We start from the raw sequence: 26,304 nt of genomic DNA, 5'->3' as shown, positions 1-26,304 counted from the left end.
CTGCGACCCTCTGCTCCCAAAGCAGATGCGCTACCAGGCTGCGCTACTCCCCGACGCTCGCGCCTTAGCGGCGAAGGATGCGTGCCGTCAATCGCCGATCAGCGGAAGAACAGCCAAAGAAGGATGATGATCGGGATCGGAATGCCGATCAGCCACAGCAAAATGCCCTTGCCCATCGTCTCGTCCTTTCTGCATCTGGTCATGCAGGAGAACAGCGGAGCAGCGTAGATGTTCCTGACGCGTAACGTCATCGCCGCCCGACTTGGCAGCGATGACGTTGTGGTCAGCCTGGTGGGTTGGCAGCGGCGCTCAGAGCGCGTAGTCGATCTGAGCCCAGAACTTCTTGGTATCAGCATCTCCAGCATAGCTTGCAATGCCTTCGCGCTGATAATCTGCATATTTCACCAGAGCGCTCAGACGCTTGTTCAGCTTGAGCGTCACCTGCGCATCATATTCGTCGCCATAATGGATCGACAGCCGGTCGCTGCTGAACCGGTGAAAGGTAAAGGACGCGACCAGCGGACCCGCCTTGCCGACCTTCGGCACGGTATAGGCAATGCCCCCGTAATAGTCCTGAAGGCCCGTCCCCGGCGTCGTCAGGAATTTGTCCGCCCAGCCGTTGAACTTGTGCAGCGTTGCAAAGGGCGTCTGAAAAGCGAAGCCGCCGGCGAAGCCCGACGCGCTCGCATCCGATCCCAGCAACTCATAGCCCGCTGTCAGCTTGATCGCGGAAATATCCAGGCCGAGTTCCGCCGCCGCATAGTCGGCCTCGTAATCGACCGGATTTTTCGCATAGTCGCTCTGCCGCGCATAGCTGGCAAGGTAGCTCAGCTTCACCTTCTTCGCGAGCGGCAGGGCGCCGGCGAACCGCGCGCCATATGTCTGGCTGCTGTTACGGAGCAGCGCCGGCACGCCCTCATCCTCGTCGATCAGATAGGCAAAGCCAGTCAGCGTCCCATATTTGGTCTTGTAGGAAAGATTGCCGAAAATATCGTCGCCATCGATTTGCGTCGGCCGGGCCGGCGTCAGGAATTTGCTGCCGTCAACGCCCCAGATCGTTCGGGCCGAAATGGCATAGGTCAGGTCGAGCTTCAGATCCTTGATGCCCATATATTCAACGCGCACCGCGTCGAACGTCTGCTCATTCTGGCGCCAGGCGACCGATCCGACAAAGCGCTGGTCGTCCAGATTGATGCGCTGCCGTCCCAAGGTCACGACCAGAGGCTTGGTACGATATTGGATCTGCACCCGGTTCGCCTCTACCGTTTCCGGGTCGGGTATGACGGGATAGAGAGACTTGCGGTTCACGCCGCTATTATAGCTTTCATCGATCGCCAGCGTGCCCTCCGCTTCGGCCAGAAAGGCGAACGGCCCGCTCGAAATCTCGCCGCCTGCCCGGACCCGCATGGTCACCGCATCGGCATCGCGGCCAAAACCCTGCTGATCCACCGTTTCATAACGCAGCCGCGCTTCGACGATCGGCTTGAACACAATATCTTGTGCGAGCGCCGGCGCTGCTGCCGCAGCGGCCAAGGCCGACGCCGACAGTGACAAGTAAACAGAACGCATGAATTCCCCCTCATTAGCTCCCGATGGCTTTTAGCCTTTCAGGGCATCCCTCTCATTTTCCGTAAGCCGTCTCTGCGGGCGGCATGATTGCTCAGGCAGCAAGCGTCGCCGGGTTGCGATAGCGCTCGTGCAGGAAGTGGATGACGGCATGCCGCGCCTCGGCATATTCGGGCGCGTCGATTGCCTGGAGCCGGTTGCGTGGCCGGGCGAGATGGACGGCCCTGTCCTCGCCGATCCGCGCTGCCGGACCGTTGGTCATCATGACCACCCGATCGGCCAGCAGCACGGCCTCATCGACATCATGGGTGATCATCAGCACCGTGTTGTTCAGCCGTGCCTGGATATCCATGACGACATCCTGCAAAGCCGCGCGGGTCAGCGCATCTAGCGCGCCGAACGGTTCGTCCATCAGCAGCACCCGCGGGTTCATGGCGATGGCGCGCGCAATGCCTACCCGCTGCTTCATGCCGCCCGACAGTTCGCCGGGACGCTTCGCTGCGGCATGGGTCATCTGGACCAGCTCCAGATTGTGCATGACCCAATCCTTGCGCTCGGCCTTGCTCTTGCCACCCGCCGTCTTGTCGACGGCCAGCCGGACATTCTCCTCGACCGTGAGCCAGGGCAGTAGCGAGTGATCCTGGAACACCACCGCCCGGTCCGGCCCCGGCGCGTCCACCAAGTCGCCATCGAGGAAGATCGCGCCTCGCGTCGGCTTGACCAGCCCGGCCACCGCGTTCAGCAGCGTCGACTTGCCGCAGCCCGAATGGCCGATGAGCGCGACGAACTGGCCCTTGTCGATATTGAGGTCGATGCGGTCAAGCGCGCAGAAGCGCCCCGCCTTGGTGGGAAACTCGACCGTGATCCCTTCGATCGCGAGATAGCTACGTTGCTTCATGTCCCTCTCCTTTCAGGCTGCGCGGCCGATGATGCGGCCGGCGAAGGCAACGATGCGGTCCAGCATGAAGCCGACCACGCCGATCCAGACGAGGGCGACGATGGTGTCGGTCAGCAGGGAGCTGTTGTAGCTGTCCCAGATGAAGAAGCCGACGCCCGTGCCGCCCTGGACCATTTCCGCCGCGACGATGGCAAGCCAGCTCATCCCCACGCCAATCCGAAGCCCGGTGAACATATGCGGTACCGTGGCAGGCAACATGATGCGGACGAAATATTCGACCGGGTTGAGCGCAAGCACTCTGGCGACATTGCGATAAGCCGCTGGAATGGTCTGCACGCCAGCCGCCGTGTTCAGGATCACTGGCCAGATCGCGGTGATGAAGATCAGGAAGATGGCGGATGGCTGCGCCTGCTGGAATATGGCGAGGCTGATCGGCAGCCAGGCGAGCGGCGGCACTGTCCGCAGCACCTGGAACAGTGGGTCGAGAGCGCGGAAGGCGAAGGCGCTCTGCCCAATCAAGATGCCGAGGCCCACGCCGAAGACCGCCGCGATGCTGTAGCCTATGAGCACGCGGCTGAGGCTGGTGAGCACATGCCCGGCAATGCCGACGTCGCCGCCCTCCTGGATGCTGAAATGGGTGAGGCCGATCTCCACGCCCTTAAACGGGTGGGTGATGACGTCATGGCTTTCCTGCCAGACCTTGAGCGGGCTGGGAAAAGTTGCCTCTGGCGATCCGCATAGCAATTGCCAGAATGCCAGCAGACCCGCGACCATGATCAGCGTCGGCAAGGCGCTTCCGGCCACAGCGCGCGCCCTGCGGACCAACGGATGAACCGGGGCGGCGACGGGCTCGAAACTGCGCCGGGCAATCGCTTCTTCAGGATAGGGCACGACCACCCCCAGTTCGGTCGCGGCCCCGCCGGGCGGAGCCGACGACGCCGCGCCCTTGTCCGTCAATGATGGTACAGCCATGGCTTTCTCCCTCCTTATCAGACGCGCTTGATCGCCAGGCTGGCGAGATAAGCCTTGGGATTGGCGGGATCGAAGGTCTTGCCGTCGAAGAATTTCTCGACGCCGCGGCTGTCGCTCGCCGGCCCCTTGCCCCCCAGCGCGGCGGCGGCCTTGCGCCAGATGTCCGACCGGTTGACTTTGCCGATCAGGCCCTTGGTATCGAGCGACATGGGCAGCTTGCCCCAGCGCTGGTTCTCGGTGAGGAACCAAAGATCATGGCTCTTGTACGGGAAGGAGGCATAGCCGTTGAAGAACTTCATCTTGAAGGCGGCATTCGGGAATTTGCGGCCGTCGCCCATGTTGAAATTGCCCTGCAACCGGTCTGCGATGTCAGTGATCGGGCATTTTAGATAATCGCGGCCGGCTATCGCTCCCGCCAGGCGAGTGATGTTAGCGGGACTGTCCGCCCAGCGTTGCGCCTCCAGCACTGCTGCCGTGATGGCGACCGCCGCGCGCGGATATTTCGCGACCCAATCCGACCGCATGGCGAAGCTTTTTTCGGGATGGTTCATCCACATCTGGCCGGTGGAAACGGCAGTGTAGCCGAGATTTTGCGCGACCAGCTGGTCGTTCCAGGGCTCACCCACGCAGAAGGCGTCCATCGTGTCGGCCTTCATATTGGCGACCATCTGAGGCGGCGGGATGGTGATCAGTTCGACATCCTTGTCGGGATCGATGCCGCCAGCGGCCAGCCAGTAGCGGATCCACATATCGTGCGTCCCGCCGGGGAATGTCATCGCCATGGTGATCTTCTTGCCGGCGGCTTTCCGCTGTGCGATCACCCCCTTCATCTTGGCCGCGCTCAGATCAGCCTTGGCGCCCAGATATTCCTTGGACACGGAGATCGCCTGGCCGTTGACGTTCAGGCGGGCAAGGATGCTCATTGGCGTTGCCTTGCCGATCGAGCCCAGCGTCAGCAGATAGGGCATGGGCGTCAATATATGCGCGCCGTCGATACCGCCCCCGGCTGATCCCAGCACAAGATTGTCGCGCGTCGCACCCCAACTCGCCTGCTTGGCCACCTGCACATCGGGCATGCCATGTTTCGCAAAAAGGCCCAGTTCCTTGGCGATGATTAACGGCGCCGCGTCAGTCAGCGCGATGAAGCCGAGCTTAGCACCGCTCACCTCGGGTCCCGCACCGGCCGCGAAAGCGCCTGACGGAAGCGCCTGATGCGCCGCGGCGAACAAAGCCGCAGTTCCGCTGGTCTTCAGCAATCCTCGCCGGCTGACATCGCCCGGCTTTTCCCCTTTTTTCATGGCGCAACTTCCCTTCCCCGTTGATGTGCACTGCCAAAGGCGCAGTGAGCCGCCGCCGGAATTCATCCAGCGCATGAATTTCGTTCATGAAGATCAGGACAGCCCCCCTGCCGTCCTTGAAAAACCAAATAAAAAGGCCGCCGGAACGAGGTTATTCAACCTGCTCGGGCGGCATCATTGCCACTGATCCTTGGCGGACCGGCGCCGGACTTTCCCCCATCGGTCAGTCCGGCTTATATCTGCGAAAGCAACCTTGCTTCAACACCAGTGAAGCTGTCATCGATCCACTCGAGTCGCAAGCGAAATTTTTGCGTTGCACAAAACGCAACTGCTACTCGCCCGGCAAAGAACTAAACGAGGTGATTGAACGCTCAGCCGCTCGGCGCGTTCGCCATGCCATCTGCGGAGACACGAATGTTCTGGACCCAAGCCTGGAAGTTAGGATCGTCGTTCTGGGCGAACAATGTCGCGCTTTCCGAGATGGCGTGGGCAGCCCATCATGTCATCGGCCACCGGAGCCGGTTGATCGATGCAGCCATGCGTGACCCGATGAACGCCAACCTTGCAGAACTGAGCCGGATGCTGCCCGAGAAGCTCTCAGCCTTCGGCAAGGCGAATGCGGCTCTCAACCGCGCCATGATGGACGTGCAGGCTGATCTGTTGGAGCACGGCAGCGATCTGTCCTCCCTCTTGACGAAGGGCTGGCCTCCTGAAACGGCCGTACTGGAGCGGATCGGCAAGCGCGGCACGGACATCCTGCTCAAGATGAGCCTGGCCGGCGGACATGTGATCGAGCCGGTCCACGCGGCCGCGACAGCGAACCATCGCCGCCTGTCGCGAAGGAAAAAACGGTCATGACGAGTGGGAGCCGGACGGCGCGTGAAAATCGCCACCTATAATGTCAATGGCGTCAACGGCCGCCTTCCCGTCCTGCTCCGCTGGTTGCAAGAATCGCAACCGGACATCGTCTGCCTCCAGGAACTGAAGGCGCCTGACGAGAAATTCCCGCTCTCGCCGATCGAGGAGCTTGGCTATCAGGCGATCTGGCACGGGCAGAAAAGCTGGAACGGCGTCGCGATATTGAGCCGCGTCGGAACCATCCAGGAAACCAGGCGCGGTTTGCCGGGCGCCCCGGAGGACAGCCACAGCCGCTACATCGAGGCGGCCGTTGGCGGCATTCTGATCGGCGGGCTCTATCTCCCCAATGGCAATCCTAAGCCGGGGCCGAAGTTCGACTATAAGCTGCGCTGGATGGAACGGCTGATCGAGCATGCCGGCGAGCTGATCGGGTCCGGCCTGCCGGTGATGCTCGCCGGCGACTTCAACGTCATGCCCACCGAAAGGGACGTCTATAAGCCGGAACGGTGGCTCGACGACGCGCTATTCGCGCCCGAGGCCCGCGCTGCATATTTCCGGCTGCTGGAGCAAGGCTGGACCGATGCGCTCCGCCACTTGCACCCTGATGAGACGATCTACACCTTCTGGGATTATTTCCGTAACGCCTTCGCGCGGGATGCAGGCTTGCGCATCGATCATCTGTTGCTCAGCCCGCCCTTGGCCAAGCGGCTGAGGCGCGCGGAGGTCGACAGTCATGTGCGCGGCTGGGAAAAAACCAGCGATCACGCGCCGGTTTGGGTGGAGCTTGCGCCGGAGCGCAAGACCCGCCGATGAAAAAGGGGCATGGCATCAGCGCCACGCCCCCTCTCCTTCATTCCAGTTCGAGGATGATCGCGTCGACCGGCAGGCTCTCGCCCTGCGCGGCCGACACGCTCTTCACCACGCCCGCCTTTTGGGCGCGCAGGATATTTTCCATCTTCATCGCCTCGATCACGGCGAGCGGCTGGCCGATTTCGACCTTGTCGCCTTCCTTGACGTTCAGCGCGACCAGCAAGCCGGGCATGGGGCAGATGAGGAAGCGCGACAGATCCGGCGGGATCTTCGCGATCATATGCTTGGCGTGAACCGCGGCATGGGACGGCAGGACACGCAGCTTGTGGCTGGCACCGTGCGCGGTCAGCACGAACCCGGAACGGACGGGCGCGATCTTGACCGCCAGCGCTTCGCCACCGAACTCCGCGTCGATCAGGCGGTCGCCGGGCGTATATTCCAGCGCCATGTCGATCGCCTCGCCATCGACCGTCACGTCATCGCCCTTGATCACGACGTCATGGACGGCGTCGCCAATCTTGACCTGCCAATCGGTGGGAGCCTTCAGCTTCTTGCCAAGCTGGCCATCGATGCGGCGAGCGCGGTCCGCCTGTGCCATCGCGGCGAAGGCGCCGATCGCCGACAACCGCTTCAGCAGCACGGCCGACGCCGGTGCTCCGCCGAAGCCTTCGGGATATTCCTCGGCGATGAAGCCGGTCGTGATGTTGCCCGAACGGAACCGCTCATGCTGCATCAGCGCGGACACGAAATCGATGTTGTGGCCCGGCCCTTCGATCTCGAACTGGTCGAGCGCGGCGATCTGCTTGTCGATCGCCTCCAGACGCGTCGGCGCCCAGGTGATCAGCTTGGCGATCATCGGGTCGTAGAACATCGAAACTTCGCCGCCTTCGACCACGCCGTCATCAACGCGCACCTTGGCGCCCGTTTCATCGGTTCCCGCTTCAGGCGGGCTATAGCGGATCAGCCGGCCCGTCGAGGGGAGGAAGCCGCGATAGGGGTCTTCGGCATAGACGCGGTTCTCGACCGACCAGCCGTTGATCTTGACGTCTTCCTGGCGGAAGGACAGTTCCTCGCCATTGGCGACGCGGATCATCTGCTCGACCAGATCGAGTCCGGTGATCTCTTCGGTGACCGGATGCTCCACTTGCAAACGGGTGTTCATTTCCAGGAAGTAGAAGCCGTCGCCGGTCTTGTCCGCGCCCGATACGATCAGTTCGACGGTGCCCGCGCTGAAATAGCCGACCGCTCGCGCAAGAGCGACGCACTGTTCGCCCATCTTCTTGCGCATTTCAGGGGATACGAAGGGCGACGGCGCTTCCTCGACCACCTTCTGGTGGCGGCGCTGGATCGAGCATTCGCGCTCGTTCAGGTAAACGATATTGCCGTGCTGATCGCCCAGGATCTGGATTTCGATGTGGCGCGGGCTTTCGATGAACTTCTCGATGAACACGCGGTCGTCGCCGAAGCTGTTGAGGCCTTCGCGCTTTGTCGCCTCGAAGCCCTCGCGGACGTCCTGCTCGCTATAGGCAAGACGCATGCCCTTGCCGCCGCCGCCGGCCGAAGCCTTCATCATCACCGGATAGCCGATCTCGTTGGAGATGCGGACGGCATGTTCGGTGTCCTCGATCACACCGACGTAGCCGGGAACGACGTTGACGCCCGCTTCCTTGGCCAGCTTCTTCGACTCGATCTTGTCGCCCATCGCCGCGATCGCGTTAGCGGGAGGGCCAACGAAGATGATGCCCGCCTCGTCCAGCGCCTTGCGGAAGCTCTCACGCTCGGACAGGAAGCCATAGCCAGGATGCACCGCGTCCGCGCCGGTCGTCTTGCACGCCTCGATGATCTTGTCGGCGAGCAGATAGGATTGCGCGGCGGGCGGCGGGCCCAGGTGAACCGCTTCATCCGCCATGAGCACATGGGGGCTGCGCGCATCCGCGTCCGAATAGACCGCCACGGTCTTGATACCCATCTTCCGCGCCGTGCGGATGACGCGGCACGCAATTTCGCCACGGTTCGCGATCAGGATCTTGGTGATTGCCATTATCTATCCTTGCCCAGTCCTCAATGCTGCCGTTCGTTATTCACCCAAGCACCCCCGTCATGCCGGACTTGATCCGGCATCCCGCTGTCTTCCCATGCAACGGCAGCTCAGGAAGCGGGACCCCGGATCAAGTCCGGGGTGACGAGCTTGTGCCTTATTCGATCACTCCGCCGCCTCCAGATGCCCGTGCGGCTGTACCATCATCGGCATCAGCCCCAGCTTCGAAAGCAGCGCACTATCCTTGTCATCCCCGGCATTGGCCGCCGTCAGCAACTTGTCGCCAGTAAAGATACTGTTCGCGCCCGCCATGAAGCAAAGCGCCTGACAGGCTTCGCTCATGCTCTCGCGCCCGGCGGACAGCCGCACCATGGACTGCGGCATGACGATCCGCGCCACCGCAACGGTCCGCACGAACTCCACCTCATCGATCTTGGCGAGCGGCGTGTCCTTGAGCATATCACCCAGCACCGTGCCCTCGACCGGCACCAGCGCGTTGATCGGCACGCTTTCGGGGTGCGGCATGGTGGCGAGCGCATGGAGGAAACCGATCCGGTCCGAGCGCGTCTCACCCATGCCGACGATCCCGCCGCAGCATACATTGATGCCAGCGTCACGAACATTCTCCAGCGTCTCGATCCGGTCCGCGAAGGTCCGGGTGGTGATGACGTTGGCGTAATTTTCCGGCGAAGTGTCGATATTATGGTTATAATAATCCAGCCCCGCATCCGCGAGCTGCTTCGCTTGGTCGGCCGACAGCATGCCGAGCGTCATACAGGTTTCCATGCCCATCTGACGCACGCCCTTCACCATCTCGATGAGCTTGGGCATGTCCCGTTCCTTGGGATTGCGCCATGCGGCGCCCATGCAGAAACGGCCCGAACCATGATCCTTGGCCTGCGCCGCCGCCTGCAGCACGGCCTGCACGTCCATCAGCTTGGTGGCCTTCAGGCCACTTTCCGCCTCGGTCGACTGGCTGCAATAGCCGCAATCCTCCGGGCAGCCGCCCGTCTTGATCGACAGCAGTGTGGAAAGCTGCACTTCATTGCGCGGGAAATTCGCACGATGGATCGACTGCGCCTCGAACATCAGGTCGTTGAAAGGCAGGTCGAACAGCGCGGCGATTTCGTCGCGGGTCCAGTCAGTGCGAACGGTAGTGGTCATTATGCGGCTTCCTCCAGCCCCGCCGGGGGCATGTTGTGGCCGAGGAGGCGCAGCACGTCGGCCGCGCATTCCACGACGTTGGAGCCCGGTCCATAAATGCCCTGCACGCCCGCGTCACGAAGGAAGTCATAATCCTGCGGCGGAATGACCCCGCCCGCGATGACCTTGATGTCGCTGCGCCCCTTTGCCCGAAGCTGGTTGATGAGTTCGGGGATGAGAGTCTTGTGCCCGGCGGCGAGCGAGGAAGCGCCCACCACGTCGACGCCGCTGTCGAGCGCCAGCACCACCGTTTCCTCCGGCGTCTGGAACAGCGGCCCTGACACGATGTCGAAACCCATGTCGCCGAAAGCGGACGCGATCACGTTGGCGCCCCGGTCATGGCCGTCCTGACCCATCTTGGCGATGAGCAATTTTGGCTTGCGACCGAGGCGCCGCTCGACGGCCTGCACCCCGTCAAGAACCTGTTTCCAGCGACTGTCCTGCGCATAGGGCTTGCTATAGACGCCCTTCACCGGCGTCGGCACCGTGCCGTAACGATTGAAGCTATCCTCCATGGCGGAGGAGATTTCGCCCAGCGTAGCGCGGGCGCGCGCCGCTTCAACCGCATGGGCGAGAAGGTTGTTCTCGATCGACTGCGGTCCGGCGGCAGCGGCGCGCAGAGATTCCAGCGCAGCTTGGCACTTGGCCTCGTCACGCTCGGCCTTGACCCGATTGATGCGGGCGATCTGCGCTTCGCGGACCTTGGTGTTGTCGACCTCCAGCGTCTCGAGCAGGTCTTCATTGGCCAGGCGATATTTGTTGACGCCGACGATGACGTCCTCGCCCCGGTCGACGCGCGCCTGACGAGCAGCAGCGGCCGTTTCGATCATCGCCTTGGGCCAGCCTGCGCCCACCGCCTTCGCCATGCCGCCTTCGCTTTCGACACGGTCAATGATTTCCTGCGCCGCGTCGACCAACTGCTGGGTCAGCGCCTCGATATAATAGCTGCCACCAAGCGGATCGACGACATTGCACATGCCCGTCTCTTCCTGGATGACGATCTGCGTGTTGCGCGCGATGCGGGCCGAGAAGTCGGTGGGCAGCGCGATCGCTTCGTCCAGCGCGTTTGTGTGCAGCGACTGCGTGCCGCCCAGCATCGCCGCCATCGCCTCGATGGTGGTGCGCATGACGTTATTATAGGGGTCCTGCTCGGTCAGCGACACGCCGGAAGTCTGGCAGTGGGTGCGCAGCATCTTGGAGCGCTCGTCCTTCGCGCCGAGCTTCGTCATGGCGCGGTGCCACAGCACGCGCGCGGCGCGCAGCTTGGCGATCTCCATGAAGAAATTCATGCCGATCGCGAAAAAGAAGCTGAGCCGCCCGGCGAACTTGTCGATGTCGAGGCCGGAGGCCACGCCATATTTCACATATTCGATGCCGTCCGCGATGGTGAAGGCGAGTTCCTGCACCTGCGTCGCACCGGCTTCCTGCATATGGTAGCCGGAAATGGAGATGCTGTTGAACTTGGGCATCTCGCGGCTGGTATAGCCGAAAATGTCCGAGATGATCCGCATCGAGGGTTCGGGCGGGTAGATATAGGTGTTGCGGACCATGAACTCCTTCAGAATGTCGTTCTGAATGGTCCCGTCGAGCAGCTTGCGCTCGACCCCCTGCTCCTCACCCGCGACAATGAAGAAGGCGAGGATCGGGATCACCGCGCCGTTCATGGTCATGGAGACAGACATCTGGTCGAGCGGAATACCGTCGAACAGGATTTTCATGTCCTCGATCGTGTCGATCGCCACGCCCGCCTTGCCGACGTCGCCGACGACGCGGGGATGGTCGCTGTCGTAGCCGCGGTGGGTGGCAAGGTCGAACGCGACCGAAAGGCCCTTCTGCCCCGCAGCAAGATTGCGACGATAGAAGGCGTTGGATTCCTCGGCCGTCGAGAAGCCGGCATATTGGCGGATGGTCCAGGGGCGGCCCGCATACATGGACGCACGCACGCCGCGCGTGAAAGGAGCGAAACCGGGAAGGCCCGGATCGACGGTCACGTCCTCGGCCGTATAGAGCGGCTTCACCACGATCCCTTCGGGCGTGGTCCAGTTGAGGTCCTTGCCCTTCACCTCCTTGGCGGCGGCGGTGCTCCACTGATCCAGCGTTGGCTTCTCGGTCATACCTATCATCCTACCCATTCGTCATGCCGGACTTGATCCGGCATCCCGCAATTTCTTTCAGCGGGACGAAAACAGCGGGACCCCGGATCAAGTCCGGGGTGACGAAATTCAGTGTGCGCCCTCTGTCGGCGTCTCCATGATCTCCGTCAGCACCCCGTTCATATCCTTGGGGTGGACGAAGAAGATCAACGTCCCATGCGCCCCGATGCGCGGTTCGCCGAGCACCTTCTTGCCCAATTTCTCGAACCAGGCCTTGGCTTCATGAATATCGGGCACCTCATAGCACATATGATGCTGCCCGCCCGCCGGGTTCTTGGCGATGAAGCCGTGGATCGGGCTATTTTCGCCCAAGGGCTCGATCAGTTCGATCTGCGTGCCTTCGGTGCCATTCGCGCCCGGCGTATCGACGAAGCACACTTTCACGCCCTGCGCGGGCAGATCGAACGGCTCATGCGTGATCGTCGCGCCCATGACGTCGCGATAATAGGCGAGCGAGGCTTCCAGCGAAGGCGTCGCGACGCCGATATGGTTCAAGCGGCCGAGTTTCATATGACTTCACCTATGCTCGTCATCCCAGCAGAAGCTGGGATCTCATGCCTCAACGGAGTGCCCAGCTTCCTGAGATGCCAGCCCTCGCTGGCATGACGTGAGTTACAGCGGAATATTGTCGTGCTTCTTCCACGGATTCTCCAGGCTCTTGTTGCGCAGCTTGCGCAGGCCCAAGGCGATCCGCTTGCGGGTCGAGTGCGGCTGGATCACCTCGTCGATAAAGCCCTTGCTTGCCGCCACGAAGGGGTTGGCGAAGCGGTCTTCATATTCCTTGGTCTTCTCGGCGATCTCTTCGGGTGTCTTGCCGCGGAAGATGATCTCCACCGCGCCCTTCGCGCCCATCACCGCAATTTCCGCGGTCGGCCAGGCATAGTTGAGGTCGCCGCGCAGATGCTTCGACGACATAACGTCATAGGCGCCGCCATAGGCCTTGCGCGTAATGACGGTGATCTTGGGCACGGTCGCCTCGGCATAGGCGAAGAGGAGCTTCGCGCCATGCTTGATGATGCCGGAATGTTCCTGAGCGGTGCCCGGCAGGAAGCCCGGTACGTCCACGAACGTCACCAGCGGAATCTCGAACGCATCGCAGAAGCGCACGAAACGGCCGGCTTTCTTGGACGAGTTGATGTCGAGCACACCCGCCAGCACCATCGGCTGGTTGGCGATGATGCCCACCGTCTTGCCTTCGACCCGGCCGAAGCCGCAGATGATGTTGCCTGCATGGGCCGGCTGCACTTCGAAGAAGTCACCTTCGTCCACCACCTTGCGGATCAGCTCATGCATGTCATAGGGCTGGTTCGCATTGGCCGGGATCAGCGTATCCAGGCTTTCCTCGATCCGGTCCCACGGGTCCGCGCTCGGCCGCTCGGGCACCGGTTCCTTGTTGGAGGCCGGGAGAAAGTCCACGAAGTCCCGTACCGCCAGCAGCGCCTCGATATCATTCTCGAACGCCACGTCCGCCACGCCCGACTTGGTGGTGTGCGTCACCGCGCCGCCCAGTTCCTCCTGCGTCACGACCTCGTTCGTGACGGTCTTGACCACGTCGGGGCCGGTCACGAACATGAAGCTTGAATCCTTCACCATGAAGATGAAGTCGGTCATCGCCGGCGAATAGACCGCGCCGCCCGCGCACGGCCCCATGATGACGCTGATCTGCGGCACCACGCCAGAGGCCAGCACGTTGCGCTGGAAAATTTCCGCATAGCCCGCGAGCGAAGCCACGCCTTCCTGAATGCGTGCGCCGCCAGAGTCATTCAGTCCGATCACGGGCGCGCCGACCTTCAGCGCTATGTCCATGATCTTGCAGATCTTCATCGCGTGCCGTTCGGACACCGCGCCGCCATAGACGGTGAAATCCTGCGAAAAGACATAGACCAGCCGGCCGTTGATCGTGCCCGATCCAGTGACCACGCCGTCGCCAGGAATATGCTGCTCATCCATGCCGAAGTCGATGCAGTTGTGCTCGACATACATGTCCATCTCTTCGAAGCTGCCTTCGTCCAGCAGCACGTCCAGCCGCTCCCGCGCAGTCAGCTTGCCCTTGGCATGCTGAGCGTCGATCCGGCGCTGACCGCCGCCCAGGCGCGCGCCTTCGCGCTTGGCATCCAACTGTTCGATGATAGCGAGCTTCGACATATCAGGCTTTCTCTCCGGCTTGTCGCGGACGTCTGTGCCGCCCATTCCAATCTTTCCAACTTTCCGCAAATGCAATTTTGCTAATTTGCAAATTGCGATTTTGCAAATTATGGACGGATCATGGCTCGTGGCAATCGAATTTTTGCAGGTCCGCGGTTGCGCCAGTTGCGTCTGGACCATCGAATGGATCAGGCGACCATGGCTCAGGCGCTTGGAATATCCGTCTCCTATCTCAGCCAGATGGAGAATGACGACCGGCCCCTCACTGCGAAGGTGAAGGCAGCGCTCGCCAGCGCTTTCCCCACCGATTGGGCCAGTTTCGACAGCCGCGAGGATGAGCAACTGCTGGGCGCCTTTACCTTCGCGCTCGGCCATCCCGAACTGCCCGGGGCCGCGCTGGAGCCGGAGCGGATCGAGAAGCTGCACCTGCAATTCCCGGAATTCGCCGCACGCTACGTCGATCTCTACAACGCCCACATGCGCGCGAACGAGCGGATCAACATGATTGAGGAGGCGATCGCCAACGATCATGCGGTGCAGGCCCGCCTTCCCTGGGAAGCCGTCCGCGACTGGTTTCACGAAAGCGGCAACTATGTCCATACGCTCGACTGCCTGGCCGAGGACATGGCAGCCAGCTTCACCGCCGGCCAATCACTGGACGAGGGCATGTTGGTCGAGGCGCTTGCCCGGCGCCACGGCATCGAGACACTGATCGCCGAAACGCCGGACTCCGCGCTGCGCGCCTACAATAGCAGCGAGAAACGGCTATTCGTGAATGCAGCGCTTCCGGTGGAAAGCCGCAAGTTCATGCTCGCCCATCAGTTGATGATGCTGGAGGGACAGGCCGTCATCGCCGACGTGGTGAACAAGGCGGGCCTTCCTGTCCTGGGCGCAGACCGGCTGCTGGCCGTCGGCCTTGGCAATTACGCGGCGGGGGCGCTGCTCATGCCTTATGCTGCCTTTCGCGAGGCTGCTCGCGGAGTGCGGCATGACATTGACCGGCTCGCGCGGCGTTTCGGCGTCAGCTTCGAGCAGGCCTGTCATCGGCTCTCGACCCTTCAACGCCCGGGTCTGCGGGGCATCCCCTTCTTCTTCTGCCGCGTCGACATGGCCGGAAACATCACCAAGCGCCACAGTGCCACCCGCCTGCAATTCGTCCGTTTCGGCGGCGCTTGCCCCTTGTGGAATGTGCATGAAGCCGTCGCCGTCCCAGACCGGATCAACATCCAACTGGGCGAAACGCCCGATGGCGTGCGCTATGTCTCCATGGCGAAGGGGCTCGTCAAACCGTCGGGCAGCTATAGCCGCACGCCGCGCCGCTACGCCGTGGTGCTGGGGTGCGAGATCGCCCATGCCGCCAATTTCGTCTATGCCGACGGCCTTCAATTGGAGGTGGAGGGTGCGGCCACCCCAATCGGCATCACCTGCCGGCTTTGTGCACGGCAAAGTTGCGATCAGCGCGCCTTCCCTCCGGCCGATCGGCCGATCCATGTCGACCCCGACAACCGTCAGATCGTGCCCTATTGGATCGGCTGACGCCCACTGCCGGTAAACTGGCCCTGTTGTGCATGGTTGGGGTGGGCTAGGCTCGCCTCCCATGATGCAGCACAGCCCCATTCGCCCCGATCTTGCCGCGCTGAGAGGCGAGATCGCCGCCACCGGCTATATTCGTCTCGAGGGCAGCGAAGTTCTCCCCCTGCTGGCTCCCGATCCGGCTGACTGGGACCGGTTCGCTCGCAGCTGGGGCGATCTTGGCCCCGACCTCTATATGGCTGACGGCGGGCGATACCGCCGGCGTCGCCATGCGAGCTTCGCGTTCGACGGGGGCGCCTTCATCCGCAAACCGCATCAGCCTCATTTCCAGAGCCGCGACTATAACCCGCTGAACGGTGACGTGCAGCGTTGGTTCGATCCGATCGAGCAAAGCAGCATCGACAATCCGGTCATGCAGGCGATCTTCACCCTCTGCGCCGCCGCCTTCGATATGGCGGGCCCTCAGCATGTGGAGGCGCATCAGTTCCGGATCGAGGCGCAGGCGGGCGAACTCGGGCGGCCGACACCCGAAGGCATGCACCGCGATGGTGTCGACTGGGTGTTCGTGATGCTGATCGAGCGTCGCAATGTGCGGGAGGGCGTGACCCGGATCGGCGCGCCCGAAGGCGGCGCGCTGGGTGAATTCACGCTCGCCGCGCCGGGCGACGCCGTGCTGCTGGACGACCATCGCATCCTGCACGGGGTCACCGAAATCCACCCGCTCGATCCATCCCGCCCGGCTTGGCGCGATGCGCTGGTCGTCACCTTCGTCGCGGATCGCTGAGCTATTTCAGCAGCACCAGTTCCTCGGCCATGCTGGGGTGCAGCGCGACCGTGTCGTCAAATTCCTGCTTGGTAAGACCGGCCTTCACCGCCACTGCGGCCGCCTGCAATATCTCCGGCGCGTCCGGGCCGATCATGTGCAGTCCGACCACCCTGTTGGTCGTTGCGTCCACCACCATCTTGTAGAGCGCCCGCTCGTCGCGCCCGGCGAGCACATTCTTCATCGGGCGGAAGTCGGACGTATAGACCTTCACCGTCCCCAACTTGTTCTTCGCCTGCGCTTCGGTAAGGCCCACGCCCGCAAGCGGCGGATGGCTGAACACGGCCGAGGGCACGCAATGATAGTCGACCGTGCGCGGATTGTCGCCGAACACCGTGTCGGCGAAGGCATGGCCTTCCCGGATGGCCACCGGCGTCAGTTGCAGCCGGTCGGTGACGTCGCCCACCGCATAGATGCTTTCGACATTGGTGCGGCTATAGTCATCGACCTTGATTGCGCCCTTCTCGTTCAGTTCGACGCCGACATTCTCCAGCCCCAGCCCCTCGACATTGGGTTTGCGCCCGGTCGCGAAAACCAGCAGGTCGCAGGCGACGGGATCGCCATTCTTGAAGCGGACGCACAGCGTTCCGTCCTCATTCTTCTCGATCTTCTCCATCTCCGCGTGGAAGCGGAAATTGATGCCCTTCATCGTCGAGATTTGGAGCAGGCGGTCGCGGATCTGCTCGTCATAGCCGCGCAGCAGCGTGGCCGACCGGTTCACGATCGTCACATGGCTGCCGAACTGGTGGAAGATGCCGGCAAATTCATTGGCGATATAGCCGCCGCCGACGATCACGATCCGCTTCGGGCATTCCTCCAGGTGGAACACTTCGTTGGAGGTGACGCCATGCTCCGCGCCCTCGACCTCCGGAATCAGCGGCCATGCTCCTGTCGCGATCAATATATATTTCGCGCTGACTTCCCGCCCGCTACCGAGCTTGACCTTGTGCGGCCCGACGATCGTGGCCCGATCGGCGATCAGCTCAACCTTATGGCTGTCGAGCGTATTCTTGTAGAGGCCCTCCAGCCGGTCCACGTCTGCCAGCACATTGTCGCGCAGCGTCGTCCATTCGAAGCCGCAGTCGGGTACGTTCCAGCCGAAGCGCCGCGCATCCTTCAGGTCCTCGGCGAAATGGGCGCCGTAGATGAGCAGCTTCTTGGGCACACATCCGCGAATGACGCAGGTGCCGCCGACGCGATATTCCTCCGCTACCGCGACTTTCGCGCCATGGGCGGCAGCGACGCGCGAAGCCCGCACGCCGCCCGACCCAGCGCCGATCACGAACAGGTCGAAGTCATAGTCGCTCATTCACGCCTCCGCTGGGATTGGCGCCCATATGGCTGCTACCCAGCGGAGTTACAAACGAGTTTTGCGCTCAGGCTCCGCCCAACGCCAGTTCGATCAGCGCCATGGTAGACGGATCGAAGCCCTTTGGTCCTTCCGCCTCGATCGACCTGGCGATCTCCTTGCCCAACTCGACGCCGAACTGGTCGAACGGATTGATGCCCATCAGCACGGCATTGGCGAAGGTGCGGTGCTCATAGAAGGCGATCAGTCCGCCCAGCACATCGGGCGTCACATCCTCAAGCAGAATGGTCGTCGAGGGCCGGTTACCGGGATAGGCGCGCGCCGGATCGGCCTCATTCTCCTTGCCCTTCATGAGGGCAGCGCCTTGCGCAAAGCAATTGACCAGCAGCGCGCGGTGGTGCGCCGGATCGAGCGCATGCCCCGGCTCGATCGAGGCGATGAACTCGACCGGCGTTAGGACCGTACCCTGATGCAATAGCTGGAACACCGCATGCTGCGCGTCAGTGCCGACGCCGCCCCATGTGATCGGCGCTGTCGGCCCGTCCGCGGGCGCTCCGTCGCGGGTGACGCTCTTGCCGTTGCTCTCCATCTCCAGCTGCTGGAGATAGGAAGGCAGCAGCCGCAGCCGCTCGTCATAGGCGAACAGCGCACGCGTCTGGCACCCCAGCACCCGCGCATAATATTGATCGACAAAGGCCGCGATCAGCGGCGCGTTCGCCTTGGGCTCGGCAAGCCGGAAATGCCGGTCCATCGCTGCCGCGCCTTCAAGCAGGCTTTCAAACGCGTCCCAGCCCAGCGCCAGAGCGGCCGGAAAGCCGATCGAGGACCAAAGCGAATAGCGCCCGCCGACGCTCTCGGAAAAAGGCAGGATGCGCGTTTCATCGACGCCCCATTCGATCGCCTTTTCCGGCGATGCCGTCAGGGCGATGACACGGCCATAGGGGTCCTCGACCCCTGCCTCGACCATCCAGTTGATCGCGCTTGCAGCGTTCAGCATGGTTTCGGTGGTCGTGAACGTCTTGGACGCCACGGCTATGAGCGTCGCCGCGGGATCGAAACGGGAAAAGGCCTTTTCCAGCGCCGTGCCGTCCACATTAGATACGATGGCGACATCATAGCGCGCGCCATCGCCATCGAGCGCGTCGATGATGAGGTCAGGACCCAGCGCCGACCCACCGATGCCGATATGCAGGATATGGCGGATAGCCCCGAGTGCCTCCGCCTCGATGGCGTCGATCAGAGCGCGCATGCGCGAATGAAACATCTTCGCCCGCGCCACGCTGTCGGGATTGCCTTCGCCGCGCTCGGCAGGATGCTCCGCCGCCCGGCCCTCCGTATTATTGACGGCCTCCCCGGCGAAGAGGGCATCCCGCTGCTCGGCAAAGCCTTTCTCCTCGGCCAGCTTCAAAAAGCCGTCTAGCAGCTCGCTGGTCAGATGCGTCTTCGACCAGTCGAAACGGATCGGCCCCTGCCGCAGCGTGAATTTGGAGAGCCGATCCGGATCGCTGGTGAAGATCGTCTTGAGTTCGGCCTGGGGCAGCGCAGAAAGCGCCGCCAGTGCAGGGCTGGACATGAATTTATCCTTTTGCCGTTGATCGATACCGACGCTGCACCTGTCGATTCTTGTTCTTCTTAGTCAAGTCGGCGCTGCATTGCACCGCCTGGCGCGCTTGACGCCGCCTTTCCAAGGCCGCAAAAGCCGCGACGGCCTGATTTTAGGGCAGATTGAAGGAAAAGACGACCAAGCATGAGCGCAAAATCCGAAACGCGGGATTTCCTCTGGTTTCTCGCAAAGCTGGCGGTGTTCGTCTTCGTCCTGCGCAGCTTCATCGTGTCGCCCTTCAACATCCCGTCGGAATCGATGCAGCCGCGCCTCCTGATCGGCGACTATCTGCTGGTGGCGAAATGGCCCTATGGCTACTCGCGCTATTCCCTCCCCTTCGGCCTGCCGCTGATCCCCGGACGCATTTTCCCCTCGACGCCGGAGCGCGGCGATGTCGTCGTGTTCAAGGCGCCGCCGAACCAGAAGAACGACTATATCAAGCGCGTGATCGGCCTGCCGGGCGACATGATCTCGGTCCGGGCCGGCACCGTCTATCTGAACGGTCAGGCGATCCCCAAGCAGAAGGTGGCGGATCTCGTCATCCCGGTGACCGCGAATATGCAGGCTGCCGCCGCGAAGGAAGGCAGCCCCTCCCCCTGCTATCGCCCGAATTTCGAAGAGCGCGCGCCCGATGGCGGCCGCCAGTGCCGCTATCCTCAGTTCCGCGAAACGCTCCCGGGCGGCAAGAGCTACAACGTCCTGGACCTTGTGCCGGATGGCGCCGCCGATGATCGCGATACGGTCGTCGTGCCAGAAGGCCATCTCTTCATGATGGGCGACAATCGCGACCGCAGCGCAGACAGCCGCTTCCCGGCCGTGGACGGCGGCGGCATCGGTTTGGTTCCGGAGGAAAATCTCGTCGGCAAGGCGATGATCTCGGTCTTCTCGACCGACGGCAGCGCTAACTGGTTGCTGCCCTGGACTTGGGTTTCCGCCGCGCGCTGGAGCCGCATCGGGGAAGGCTTTTGACAAGGCCCGACACGGATGCCTGGCTCAAGGCGCTGATCGGCCGGGAGCCGACACGTCCGGAGGCGTTCGCGCAAGCGCTGACCCACGGCAGCGCGAATGCGGCGAATTATGAGCGGCTGGAGTTTCTCGGCGACCGCATCCTCGGCCTGCTAATCGGCGAGTGGCTCTACGACCGGTTCGCGGCGGAGCCCGAAGGCAAGCTGTCCCGCCGCTTCAACGCGCTGGTGTCGGGCGAAACCTGCGCGGAGGTCGCCCGCTCCGCCGGAGTGCCGGCGCACCTCGTGCTCGGCAAGCAGGCTCGCGACGACGGCGCGGCCGACAGTGACAATGTGCTGGGCGACGTGATGGAGGCGCTGATCGGCGCGCTCTATCTGGAGGGCGGGCTGGAAGAGGCACGCACTCTCGTTCGTCGCCTCTGGGCCGATCGCGTCGATACGCAGGCGAGCGCACCCAAGCATCCCAAGTCCGCCCTCCAGGAATGGGCTGCCGCCAACCGGCGCAAGCCTCCCGAATATGCAATGACCGACCGCTCCGGCCCACATCATGCGTTGCGTTTCACGGTGACGGTGAGCATCAAGGGGGCAGGCGAGGCAAGCGCCACGGGTGGCTCGAAGCAGGAAGCGGAAACGGCGGCGGCGAAGGCGCTGTTGGAGAAGCTTGGGGGCTGACCCCTTTTTTATGCTATGCCGTGCTCCTGCGAAGGCAGGAGCCCTGCCGTCTGACCTGGGCTCATCCTTTCGCAGGAGCACCCCGAACGATCCCACGGAGCGAGTTTGACAATCGATCTTCATAATCAACGCTGCGGCGTCATTGCCGTCGTCGGCGCCCCCAATGCCGGCAAATCCACGCTGGTGAACGCGCTTGTCGGCCAGAAGGTGGCGATCACCAGCCCCAAGGCGCAGACCACCCGCACCCGCGTCATGGGCGTGGCAATCGAGGGTGATGCGCAGATGGTGCTGGTCGATACGCCCGGCATTTTCGCGCCCAAGCGCCGGCTCGATCGCGCCATGGTGCAGGCCGCATGGGGCGGAGCGCAGGGTGCGGACCTGATCGCGCTGGTCGTCGATGGGAAGGCAGGCCTAGGCGCCAAGATGGAGCCGATCATCAGCGCGCTCGCCGCGCGCCCGGAAAGGAAATGGCTGATCCTCAACAAGGTCGACATCGCCATAAAGGAAAAGCTGCTGGTCCACACCCAGCGCCTTTATGAGCAGCTCGACATTGCAGAGACGTTCTTCGTCTCCGCCGCGACCGGTGACGGGTTAGCCGAACTTAAGTCCGCCTTCGCCGCCGCCATGCCCGAAGGCCCATGGCACTTCCCGGAAGATCAGGTTTCCGACGCCACCGACCGGATGCTGGCGGCAGAAATCACGCGCGAGCAGCTATACCACCAGCTTCACGCCGAACTCCCCTATGCCGCCGCCGTCGATACGGAGAAATATAGCGAGCGCGAAGATGGCTCGGTCGAGATTCACCAGCAGATCTTGGTAGGCCGCTCCAGCCAGCGCGCCATCGTGCTGGGCAAGGGTGGGCAGCGCCTGAAGGAAATCGGCTCCAAGGCCCGCGCCGAACTGGCGAGCCTGCTCGGCGTCAAGGTCCACCTCTATCTTCACGTCAAAGTGAAGGAAGATTGGGAGGACGACCGGTTCATCTACCGCGACATAGGTCTGGATTGGGTGGAGTAACTCACTCCACCCGATCTGTCGCCGTCATTCCCGCACAGGCGGGGATGACGGGGCGGTTTACTCCGCCGCCGCCTTCTTCTTCGCCGGCGCCTTCTTGGTAGCAGGCTTCTTCGCCGCGGCCTTTTTCGCGGGCGCCTTCTTCCCCTTCTTCGCCGGCGCCGCCGCAGCCCGCGCGTCGATCAACTGCGCAGCTTCCTCCAGCGTCAGGGCATCCTGCTCGATCGTCTTGGGCAGGGTCGCGTTCGTCGTGCCATCGGTCACATAAGGCCCGTAGCGCCCCGCCATCAGCTTGATCTCCGCCTCCGTGCGCGGATGCTTGCCGAGCACCTTCAAAGGTTCGCGTGACGACGCGCCCCGCCCACCCTTGTTCGCAGCGTCGGCCAGCTTCGCGACGGCGCTGTTCATCCCCACCTCGAAAATCTCGGCGGTGGAGGATAAGCGCCCATATTTGCCGTCATGCAGCAGATAGGGTCCGAAGCGTCCGATATTCGCCACGATCGGCTTGCCTGTTTCCGGGTGCAGCCCGACCTCACGCGGCAGGCTCAGCAGCTTCACCGCCCAGTCGAGCGTCAATTCCCCATCGGGCAGGTCGCGCGGAATGGAGCCGCGCTTCGCGCCCTTGCCTTCGCCCATCTCGATATAGGGACCAAAGCGGCCCGACTTCTTGACGATGTCCTGGCCCGTCTCCGGATGCTGCCCCAGCACCTCCGGCCCTGTATCTTCACCCTCCTTGCCGCCCGGCTGGCCGAATTTGCGCGTGTATTTGCACTCGGGATAGTTGGAGCAGGCGATGAATGCGCCAAAGCGCCCGCCACGCAATGACAGCTGCCCATCGCCGCACATCGGGCAGGCGCGCGGGTTGGACCCGTCAGCCTTGGGCGGAAACAGCATCGGCTCCAGAAATTTGTCGAGTTCCGCCGTGATGTCCGAGGGCTTCTGCTCCATGACCTCGGCGGTCTTGGGCTTGAAGTCGCGCCAGAAGGCCTCCAGCACCGCCTGCCACTGCGCCCGGCCGCCGGAAATATCGTCCAATTCCTCCTCGAGCCCAGCCGTGAAGTCATAGGACACATAGCGTTCGAAGAAGCGCTCCAGGAAGGCCGTCACCAGCCGCCCGCTCTCCTCCGCGAAAAAGCGGTTCTTCTCGATCCGCACATAGTCGCGGTCCTTCAGCACCTGAAGCGTGGAAGCATAGGTGGACGGCCGTCCGATCCCCAATTCCTCCAGCTTCTTGACCAGGGACGCTTCGGAGTAACGCGGCGGCGGCTGGGTGAAATGCTGCTCCGCCGTCACCTTCTTCTTGGCCGGCGCGTCGCCCTGCGCCATGCGCGGCAGCAGCTTGGAATCATCGTCCTCGCTGTCGTCCCGGCCCTCTTCGTAGAGCGCGAGAAAGCCGGGGAAGATCACCACCTGACCGGTCGCGCGCAGGCCATGCTGTCCCGTACCGTCCACCAGATCGATCGTCGTCCGCTCCAGCCGCGCCGAAGCCATCTGGCTCGCTAGCGCGCGCTTGAAGATCAGGTCGTAGAGGCGCGCATGATCGCCGCCGCCCACCTTGTCGCGATGGAATTCGGTCGGGCGGATGGCCTCGTGCGCTTCCTGCGCATTCTTCGCCTTGGTCTGATACTGGCGCGGCTTTTCCGGCAGATAGCCGCCGTCATAGCGCTCCGCGATCGCCTTGCGCGCAGCGGAAATGGCGCTGCCGTCCATCTGCACGCCGTCGGTACGCATGTAGGTGATCGCGCCGTCCTCGTAGAGCTGCTGCGCGACCCGCATGGTGTGGCTGGCCGAAAAGCCGAGCTTGCGCGCCGCTTCCTGTTGCAACGTAGACGTCGTGAACGGCGGCGGAGGGTTGCGCGAAACCGGCTTCGTCTCGACCTTCTCGACCGTGAAGCGCCCTGCCTCCACGTCCGCCTTCGCGGCCATGGCGTCGCCTTCCTTGCCGATGGTCAGCCGCTCGATCTTCTCGCCGCGCCAGCGCACCAGCCGTGCGGTAAAGCCCTGCCCCGCCTGCTCCATCTCGGCCGCGACGGACCAATATTCCTGCGGCACGAAGCTTTCGATCTCGCGCTCGCGCTCCACCACCAATCGCAATGCGACGGACTGCACACGCCCCGCCGACTTGGCGCCGGGCAGCTTGCGCCACAGCACCGGCGACAAGGTGAAGCCCACCAGATAGTCGAGCGCCCGCCGCGCCCGATAGGCATCGATCAGATCCTCGTCCAATGCACGCGGCTGCGCCATCGCCTCTGTCACCGCCTGCTTGGTGATCGCGTTGAATGTCACGCGATCGACCTTCTGCGGCAGCGCCTTCTTGGCGCGCAGCACCTCCTGCACATGCCAGCTGATCGCCTCTCCCTCGCGATCAGGGTCGGTCGCCAGGATCAGGCGCGTGGCTTTCTTGGCCTCATCAGTGATGGCCTTGAGCTGCTTGCCCTTGTCGCCATAATTCTCCCACTGCATGGCAAAGCCCGCGTCAGGGTCCACCGACCCATCCTTGGGCGGCAGGTCGCGGATATGACCATAGCTGGCGAGGACGTGAAAGTCGCCGCCCAGATATTTTTCGATGGTCTTCGCCTTGGCCGGCGATTCAACGATGACAAGCTGCATTCATGCCCCGGTTTTCAAATGTTCTCACGTACACGCGCGAGTCTGGAAGGCGATTGCGGCCCCCGTCAACCCATCACGACAGGCTCACCCGTCCGCCCGCATGCCGTTCCAGCCGCGCGGCCAGCTCCAGCTCCAGCAGGATCGTCTGCACCACCGCCGGACTCGCGCCCGACAGCCGGATCAGTTCATCGACCGGCACAGGAGACGGGCCCAGCAAGGCGACGATCGACGACCGCTCCTGTTCGGCGACGTCAGGGGACACCGGCTCGCCCGCAAAGTCGAAACCTCCCTGCCGCACCATCCGGACGTCGAGCGAGCCGATCGCCTCGATCACGTCGGCGGCATTCTGGACCAGAATGGCCCCCTCGCGGATGAGCTGATTGCAGCCCTGCGCGCGGGGATCGATCGGCGATCCAGGAACGGCCATGACTTCGCGCCCTGCCTCCGCCGCCATCCGGGCGGTGATCAACGACCCCGATTTGGGCGCGGCCTCCACCACGACTGTTCCCTTGGACAGGCCCGCAATGATGCGATTACGCGCCGGAAACTGGCGGGCGAGCGGCTGAACGCCGGGCGGATGCTCCGTCACCAGCAGGCCTTCGTTCGCCACCTGCTCCTGCAAAGCCTCATTTTCAGGCGGAAAGGCGATGTCGATGCCGCATGCGATCACCGCTATCGTGCCGCTGCCGATCGCCCCCTGATGCGCCGCCGTGTCGATGCCCCGAGCGAGGCCCGAGACGACGACTGCGCCACGCTGCCCCAGATCCTGCGCCAGCGTCCGGGCAAAGCGGCAGGCAGCGGCGGAAGCATTGCGTGCCCCCACCATCGCCACACAGTCGCGCGAAGCCAAGGTCAGGTCGCCCCGAACGATCAGCGCCGGTGGCGCGCCCTCCGTCTGATCGAGCAGAAAGGGATACTCCGCGTCGCCCATCAGCAAGTAGCGCGCGCCCAGAGCACGGCTCCGCGCGATTTCCTGCTCGACCGCGCGAGCATCCGCGACGCTCGCCTTGCCGCCGCCGCGCGCAGCGAGATCGGGCACGGCACGCAACGCCTCCGCCGCCGTGCCGAAGCGAGCCATCAACTGGCGAAAGGAGACCGGGCCTATGCGGGGACTACGGATCAGGCGAAGGCGGTTGAACCGCTCCTGCTCGCTCATTCGCTCACCGCCTGCGTCTTGCCGGCGCCGATCTTCGGCTCCGTGCCCTTGATCAGCCGGCCGATATTCTCCCGATGCCGCCACAGCACGATCAAAGCCAGCGCAAGCGCCACCGGCACCAGATCGAGCCGGCCGAAAAACCACATGGCGACAGGCGCACTCACCGCCGCCGACATGCCTCCGACCGAGGACCGCTTCGTGCCGAACAGCGCCGCCAGCCACACGATGGCGAACACCAGTCCCGCAGACCAGTAAAGCGCGGTGATGACACCCATCATCGTCGCCACGCCCTTGCCGCCCGCAAACCGCAGCCAGACCGGGTAGCAGTGCCCGATGAAGGCCATGGCGCCCGCCATCGCTCCACCACCATCGACCAGTGCCGCGCCGATCAGCACCGCCGCCGCACCCTTCAGCAGGTCCAGCAGCAAAGTCGCAGCCGCCAGCCCCTTGCGCCCCGTCCGCAGCACGTTGGTCGCGCCGATATTGCCCGATCCGATTCTGCGGAGGTCGCCGGCGCCTGTGAAGCGCGTCAGCAGCAAGCCGAAGGGTACGGACCCCAGCAGATAACCGATCAGCAGGACGAACGCGGGGATAAGCCAGGGAGGAGTCATGATCTCGCCGAAATTGTTGCGGCGCGACCATAGCGCTCGCGCCGCAAGGAGCAACGGGAAGGTTGACCTG

23 protein-coding genes are annotated in these 26,304 nt (G+C 63.3%); 8 read left to right on the top strand and 15 right to left on the bottom strand.

Going from position 1 to position 26,304, the window contains the following annotated elements:
- Positions 1 to 98: 98 nt before the first annotated feature.
- The 5 genes from L858_RS22055 to L858_RS0116400 all read right to left on the bottom strand — a co-directional run bounded on the left by L858_RS22055 (position 99) and on the right by L858_RS0116400 (position 4,734).
- Positions 99 to 251: a hypothetical protein gene (locus L858_RS22055; protein WP_193742882.1), complete on the bottom strand. Its 153-nt coding sequence runs from the start codon at positions 249 to 251 to the stop codon at positions 99 to 101.
- A gap of 58 nt (positions 252 to 309) precedes the next feature.
- Complete coding sequence (locus L858_RS0116415) at positions 310 to 1,569, bottom strand: alginate export family protein (protein WP_022684239.1); 1,260 nt, start codon at positions 1,567 to 1,569, stop codon at positions 310 to 312.
- Between the two features lie 91 nt (positions 1,570 to 1,660).
- Positions 1,661 to 2,464 (bottom strand): ABC transporter ATP-binding protein, encoded by an 804-nt coding sequence (locus L858_RS0116410; protein WP_022684238.1) that lies wholly within the window; start codon positions 2,462 to 2,464, stop codon positions 1,661 to 1,663.
- Positions 2,465 to 2,476: 12 nt separating this feature from the next.
- Positions 2,477 to 3,436, bottom strand: a complete 960-nt coding sequence (gene ntrB, locus L858_RS0116405; protein ID WP_152639864.1) for a nitrate ABC transporter permease — start codon at positions 3,434 to 3,436, stop codon at positions 2,477 to 2,479.
- A 17-nt stretch (positions 3,437 to 3,453) separates the two neighbouring features.
- Positions 3,454 to 4,734, bottom strand: coding sequence for a CmpA/NrtA family ABC transporter substrate-binding protein (locus tag L858_RS0116400; RefSeq protein ID WP_022684236.1), 1,281 nt, complete (start codon positions 4,732 to 4,734; stop codon positions 3,454 to 3,456).
- Here L858_RS0116400 and L858_RS22325 point away from each other — a divergent pair.
- From L858_RS22325 to xth, 3 genes are all read left to right on the top strand, one after another.
- Positions 4,733 to 4,921, top strand: a complete 189-nt coding sequence (locus L858_RS22325) for an immunoglobulin domain-containing protein (protein WP_152639863.1) — start codon at positions 4,733 to 4,735, stop codon at positions 4,919 to 4,921. The two genes, L858_RS0116400 and L858_RS22325, sit on opposite strands and share 2 nt — an antisense overlap.
- A 227-nt stretch (positions 4,922 to 5,148) precedes the next feature.
- Positions 5,149 to 5,592, top strand: coding sequence for a hypothetical protein (locus L858_RS20405; RefSeq protein ID WP_152639862.1), 444 nt, complete (start codon positions 5,149 to 5,151; stop codon positions 5,590 to 5,592).
- Between the two features lie 21 nt (positions 5,593 to 5,613).
- Entirely contained in the window at positions 5,614 to 6,405 is a 792-nt protein-coding gene (gene xth, locus L858_RS0116390) for an exodeoxyribonuclease III (protein ID WP_022684234.1), read from the top strand.
- Positions 6,406 to 6,442: 37 nt separating this feature from the next.
- On the opposite strand, the gene L858_RS0116385 is transcribed toward xth, so the two are convergent.
- The 5 genes from L858_RS0116385 to L858_RS0116365 all read right to left on the bottom strand — a co-directional run bounded on the left by L858_RS0116385 (position 6,443) and on the right by L858_RS0116365 (position 13,941).
- The gene (locus L858_RS0116385) at positions 6,443 to 8,443 is read right to left on the bottom strand and encodes an acetyl-CoA carboxylase biotin carboxylase subunit (RefSeq protein ID WP_022684233.1); all 2,001 of its coding nucleotides are present in this window, start codon (positions 8,441 to 8,443) and stop codon (positions 6,443 to 6,445) included.
- Positions 8,444 to 8,605: 162 nt separating this feature from the next.
- Entirely contained in the window at positions 8,606 to 9,604 is a 999-nt protein-coding gene (gene bioB, locus L858_RS0116380; RefSeq protein ID WP_022684232.1) for a biotin synthase BioB, read from the bottom strand.
- Positions 9,604 to 11,757, bottom strand: a complete 2,154-nt coding sequence (gene scpA / locus L858_RS0116375; protein ID WP_022684231.1) for a methylmalonyl-CoA mutase — start codon at positions 11,755 to 11,757, stop codon at positions 9,604 to 9,606. The genes bioB and scpA overlap by 1 nt, the downstream gene beginning before the upstream one ends.
- Positions 11,758 to 11,865: 108 nt before the next feature.
- Complete coding sequence (gene mce, locus L858_RS0116370) at positions 11,866 to 12,306, bottom strand: methylmalonyl-CoA epimerase (RefSeq protein WP_022684230.1); 441 nt, start codon at positions 12,304 to 12,306, stop codon at positions 11,866 to 11,868.
- A gap of 102 nt (positions 12,307 to 12,408) precedes the next feature.
- Positions 12,409 to 13,941, bottom strand: a complete 1,533-nt coding sequence (locus L858_RS0116365; RefSeq protein ID WP_028056234.1) for an acyl-CoA carboxylase subunit beta — start codon at positions 13,939 to 13,941, stop codon at positions 12,409 to 12,411.
- Between the two features lie 120 nt (positions 13,942 to 14,061).
- On the opposite strand from L858_RS0116365, the gene L858_RS0116360 reads away from it, so the two are divergent.
- Together L858_RS0116360 and L858_RS0116355 are read left to right on the top strand one after the other, a co-directional pair.
- Positions 14,062 to 15,477, top strand: coding sequence for a helix-turn-helix domain-containing protein (locus L858_RS0116360; RefSeq protein WP_022684228.1), 1,416 nt, complete (start codon positions 14,062 to 14,064; stop codon positions 15,475 to 15,477).
- A 64-nt stretch (positions 15,478 to 15,541) separates the two neighbouring features.
- Positions 15,542 to 16,258, top strand: a complete 717-nt coding sequence (locus tag L858_RS0116355; protein ID WP_028056233.1) for a 2OG-Fe dioxygenase family protein — start codon at positions 15,542 to 15,544, stop codon at positions 16,256 to 16,258.
- A 1-nt stretch (position 16,259) separates the two neighbouring features.
- Here L858_RS0116355 and gor read toward each other — a convergent pair whose 3' ends face one another.
- Entirely contained in the window at positions 16,260 to 17,606 is a 1,347-nt protein-coding gene (gene gor / locus L858_RS0116350; protein ID WP_022684226.1) for a glutathione-disulfide reductase, read from the bottom strand.
- Positions 17,607 to 17,673: 67 nt separating this feature from the next.
- Positions 17,674 to 19,179: a glucose-6-phosphate isomerase gene (gene pgi / locus L858_RS0116345; protein WP_022684225.1), complete on the bottom strand. Its 1,506-nt coding sequence runs from the start codon at positions 19,177 to 19,179 to the stop codon at positions 17,674 to 17,676.
- Positions 19,180 to 19,353: 174 nt separating this feature from the next.
- On the opposite strand from pgi, the gene lepB reads away from it, so the two are divergent.
- The 3 genes from lepB (at position 19,354) to era (ending at position 21,860) form a co-directional block, all read left to right on the top strand.
- A complete protein-coding gene (lepB, locus tag L858_RS0116340; RefSeq protein ID WP_022684224.1) occupies positions 19,354 to 20,178 on the top strand; it encodes a signal peptidase I in 825 nt (274 codons plus the stop codon).
- On the top strand, positions 20,175 to 20,846 hold the full coding sequence (rnc, locus tag L858_RS0116335) for a ribonuclease III (RefSeq protein ID WP_022684223.1): 672 nt from the start codon (positions 20,175 to 20,177) through the stop codon (positions 20,844 to 20,846). Before lepB ends, rnc begins: the two co-directional genes overlap by 4 nt.
- Positions 20,847 to 20,951: 105 nt before the next feature.
- The gene (gene era, locus L858_RS0116330; RefSeq protein WP_022684222.1) at positions 20,952 to 21,860 is read left to right on the top strand and encodes a GTPase Era; all 909 of its coding nucleotides are present in this window, start codon (positions 20,952 to 20,954) and stop codon (positions 21,858 to 21,860) included.
- Positions 21,861 to 21,917: 57 nt separating this feature from the next.
- On the opposite strand, the gene topA is transcribed toward era, so the two are convergent.
- The 3 genes from topA to plsY all read right to left on the bottom strand — a co-directional run bounded on the left by topA (position 21,918) and on the right by plsY (position 26,234).
- Entirely contained in the window at positions 21,918 to 24,467 is a 2,550-nt protein-coding gene (gene topA, locus L858_RS0116325) for a type I DNA topoisomerase (protein ID WP_022684221.1), read from the bottom strand.
- A 73-nt stretch (positions 24,468 to 24,540) separates the two neighbouring features.
- Positions 24,541 to 25,623 (bottom strand): DNA-processing protein DprA, encoded by a 1,083-nt coding sequence (dprA, locus tag L858_RS0116320; protein WP_028056232.1) that lies wholly within the window; start codon positions 25,621 to 25,623, stop codon positions 24,541 to 24,543.
- Entirely contained in the window at positions 25,620 to 26,234 is a 615-nt protein-coding gene (plsY, locus tag L858_RS0116315) for a glycerol-3-phosphate 1-O-acyltransferase PlsY (protein WP_028056231.1), read from the bottom strand. The genes dprA and plsY overlap by 4 nt, the downstream gene beginning before the upstream one ends.
- Positions 26,235 to 26,304 lie beyond the last annotated feature (70 nt).

It is taken from the genome of Sphingobium bisphenolivorans, from assembly GCF_000412635.1.
GTDB classification, from domain to species: Bacteria; Pseudomonadota; Alphaproteobacteria; order Sphingomonadales; family Sphingomonadaceae; genus Sphingobium; species Sphingobium bisphenolivorans.
The sequence above is the reverse complement of the archived record's forward strand: the minus strand, read 5'-3'. Positions and strand labels throughout refer to the sequence as shown.

What these genes read in the sequence shown, in the direction of transcription:
- L858_RS22055 (WP_193742882.1), bottom strand. Translation starts at nt 251, where the DNA reads ATGACGTTACGCGTCAGGAACATCTACGCTGCTCCGCTGTTCTCCTGC.
- L858_RS0116415 (WP_022684239.1), bottom strand. Translation starts at nt 1,569, where the DNA reads ATGCGTTCTGTTTACTTGTCACTGTCGGCGTCGGCCTTGGCCGCTGCG.
- L858_RS0116410 (WP_022684238.1), bottom strand. Translation starts at nt 2,464, where the DNA reads ATGAAGCAACGTAGCTATCTCGCGATCGAAGGGATCACGGTCGAGTTT.
- ntrB (WP_152639864.1), bottom strand. Translation starts at nt 3,436, where the DNA reads ATGGCTGTACCATCATTGACGGACAAGGGCGCGGCGTCGTCGGCTCCG.
- L858_RS22325 (WP_152639863.1), top strand. Translation starts at nt 4,733, where the DNA reads ATGGCGCAACTTCCCTTCCCCGTTGATGTGCACTGCCAAAGGCGCAGT.
- L858_RS0116400 (WP_022684236.1), bottom strand. Translation starts at nt 4,734, where the DNA reads ATGAAAAAAGGGGAAAAGCCGGGCGATGTCAGCCGGCGAGGATTGCTG.
- L858_RS20405 (WP_152639862.1), top strand. Translation starts at nt 5,149, where the DNA reads ATGTTCTGGACCCAAGCCTGGAAGTTAGGATCGTCGTTCTGGGCGAAC.
- L858_RS0116385 (WP_022684233.1), bottom strand. Translation starts at nt 8,443, where the DNA reads ATGGCAATCACCAAGATCCTGATCGCGAACCGTGGCGAAATTGCGTGC.
- bioB (WP_022684232.1), bottom strand. Translation starts at nt 9,604, where the DNA reads ATGACCACTACCGTTCGCACTGACTGGACCCGCGACGAAATCGCCGCG.
- scpA (WP_022684231.1), bottom strand. Translation starts at nt 11,757, where the DNA reads ATGACCGAGAAGCCAACGCTGGATCAGTGGAGCACCGCCGCCGCCAAG.
- mce (WP_022684230.1), bottom strand. Translation starts at nt 12,306, where the DNA reads ATGAAACTCGGCCGCTTGAACCATATCGGCGTCGCGACGCCTTCGCTG.
- L858_RS0116365 (WP_028056234.1), bottom strand. Translation starts at nt 13,941, where the DNA reads ATGTCGAAGCTCGCTATCATCGAACAGTTGGATGCCAAGCGCGAAGGC.
- L858_RS0116360 (WP_022684228.1), top strand. Translation starts at nt 14,062, where the DNA reads ATGGCTCGTGGCAATCGAATTTTTGCAGGTCCGCGGTTGCGCCAGTTG.
- L858_RS0116355 (WP_028056233.1), top strand. Translation starts at nt 15,542, where the DNA reads ATGCAGCACAGCCCCATTCGCCCCGATCTTGCCGCGCTGAGAGGCGAG.
- gor (WP_022684226.1), bottom strand. Translation starts at nt 17,606, where the DNA reads ATGAGCGACTATGACTTCGACCTGTTCGTGATCGGCGCTGGGTCGGGC.
- pgi (WP_022684225.1), bottom strand. Translation starts at nt 19,179, where the DNA reads ATGTCCAGCCCTGCACTGGCGGCGCTTTCTGCGCTGCCCCAGGCCGAA.
- lepB (WP_022684224.1), top strand. Translation starts at nt 19,354, where the DNA reads ATGAGCGCAAAATCCGAAACGCGGGATTTCCTCTGGTTTCTCGCAAAG.
- topA (WP_022684221.1), bottom strand. Translation starts at nt 24,467, where the DNA reads ATGCAGCTTGTCATCGTTGAATCGCCGGCCAAGGCGAAGACCATCGAA.
- dprA (WP_028056232.1), bottom strand. Translation starts at nt 25,623, where the DNA reads ATGAGCGAGCAGGAGCGGTTCAACCGCCTTCGCCTGATCCGTAGTCCC.
- plsY (WP_028056231.1), bottom strand. Translation starts at nt 26,234, where the DNA reads ATGACTCCTCCCTGGCTTATCCCCGCGTTCGTCCTGCTGATCGGTTAT.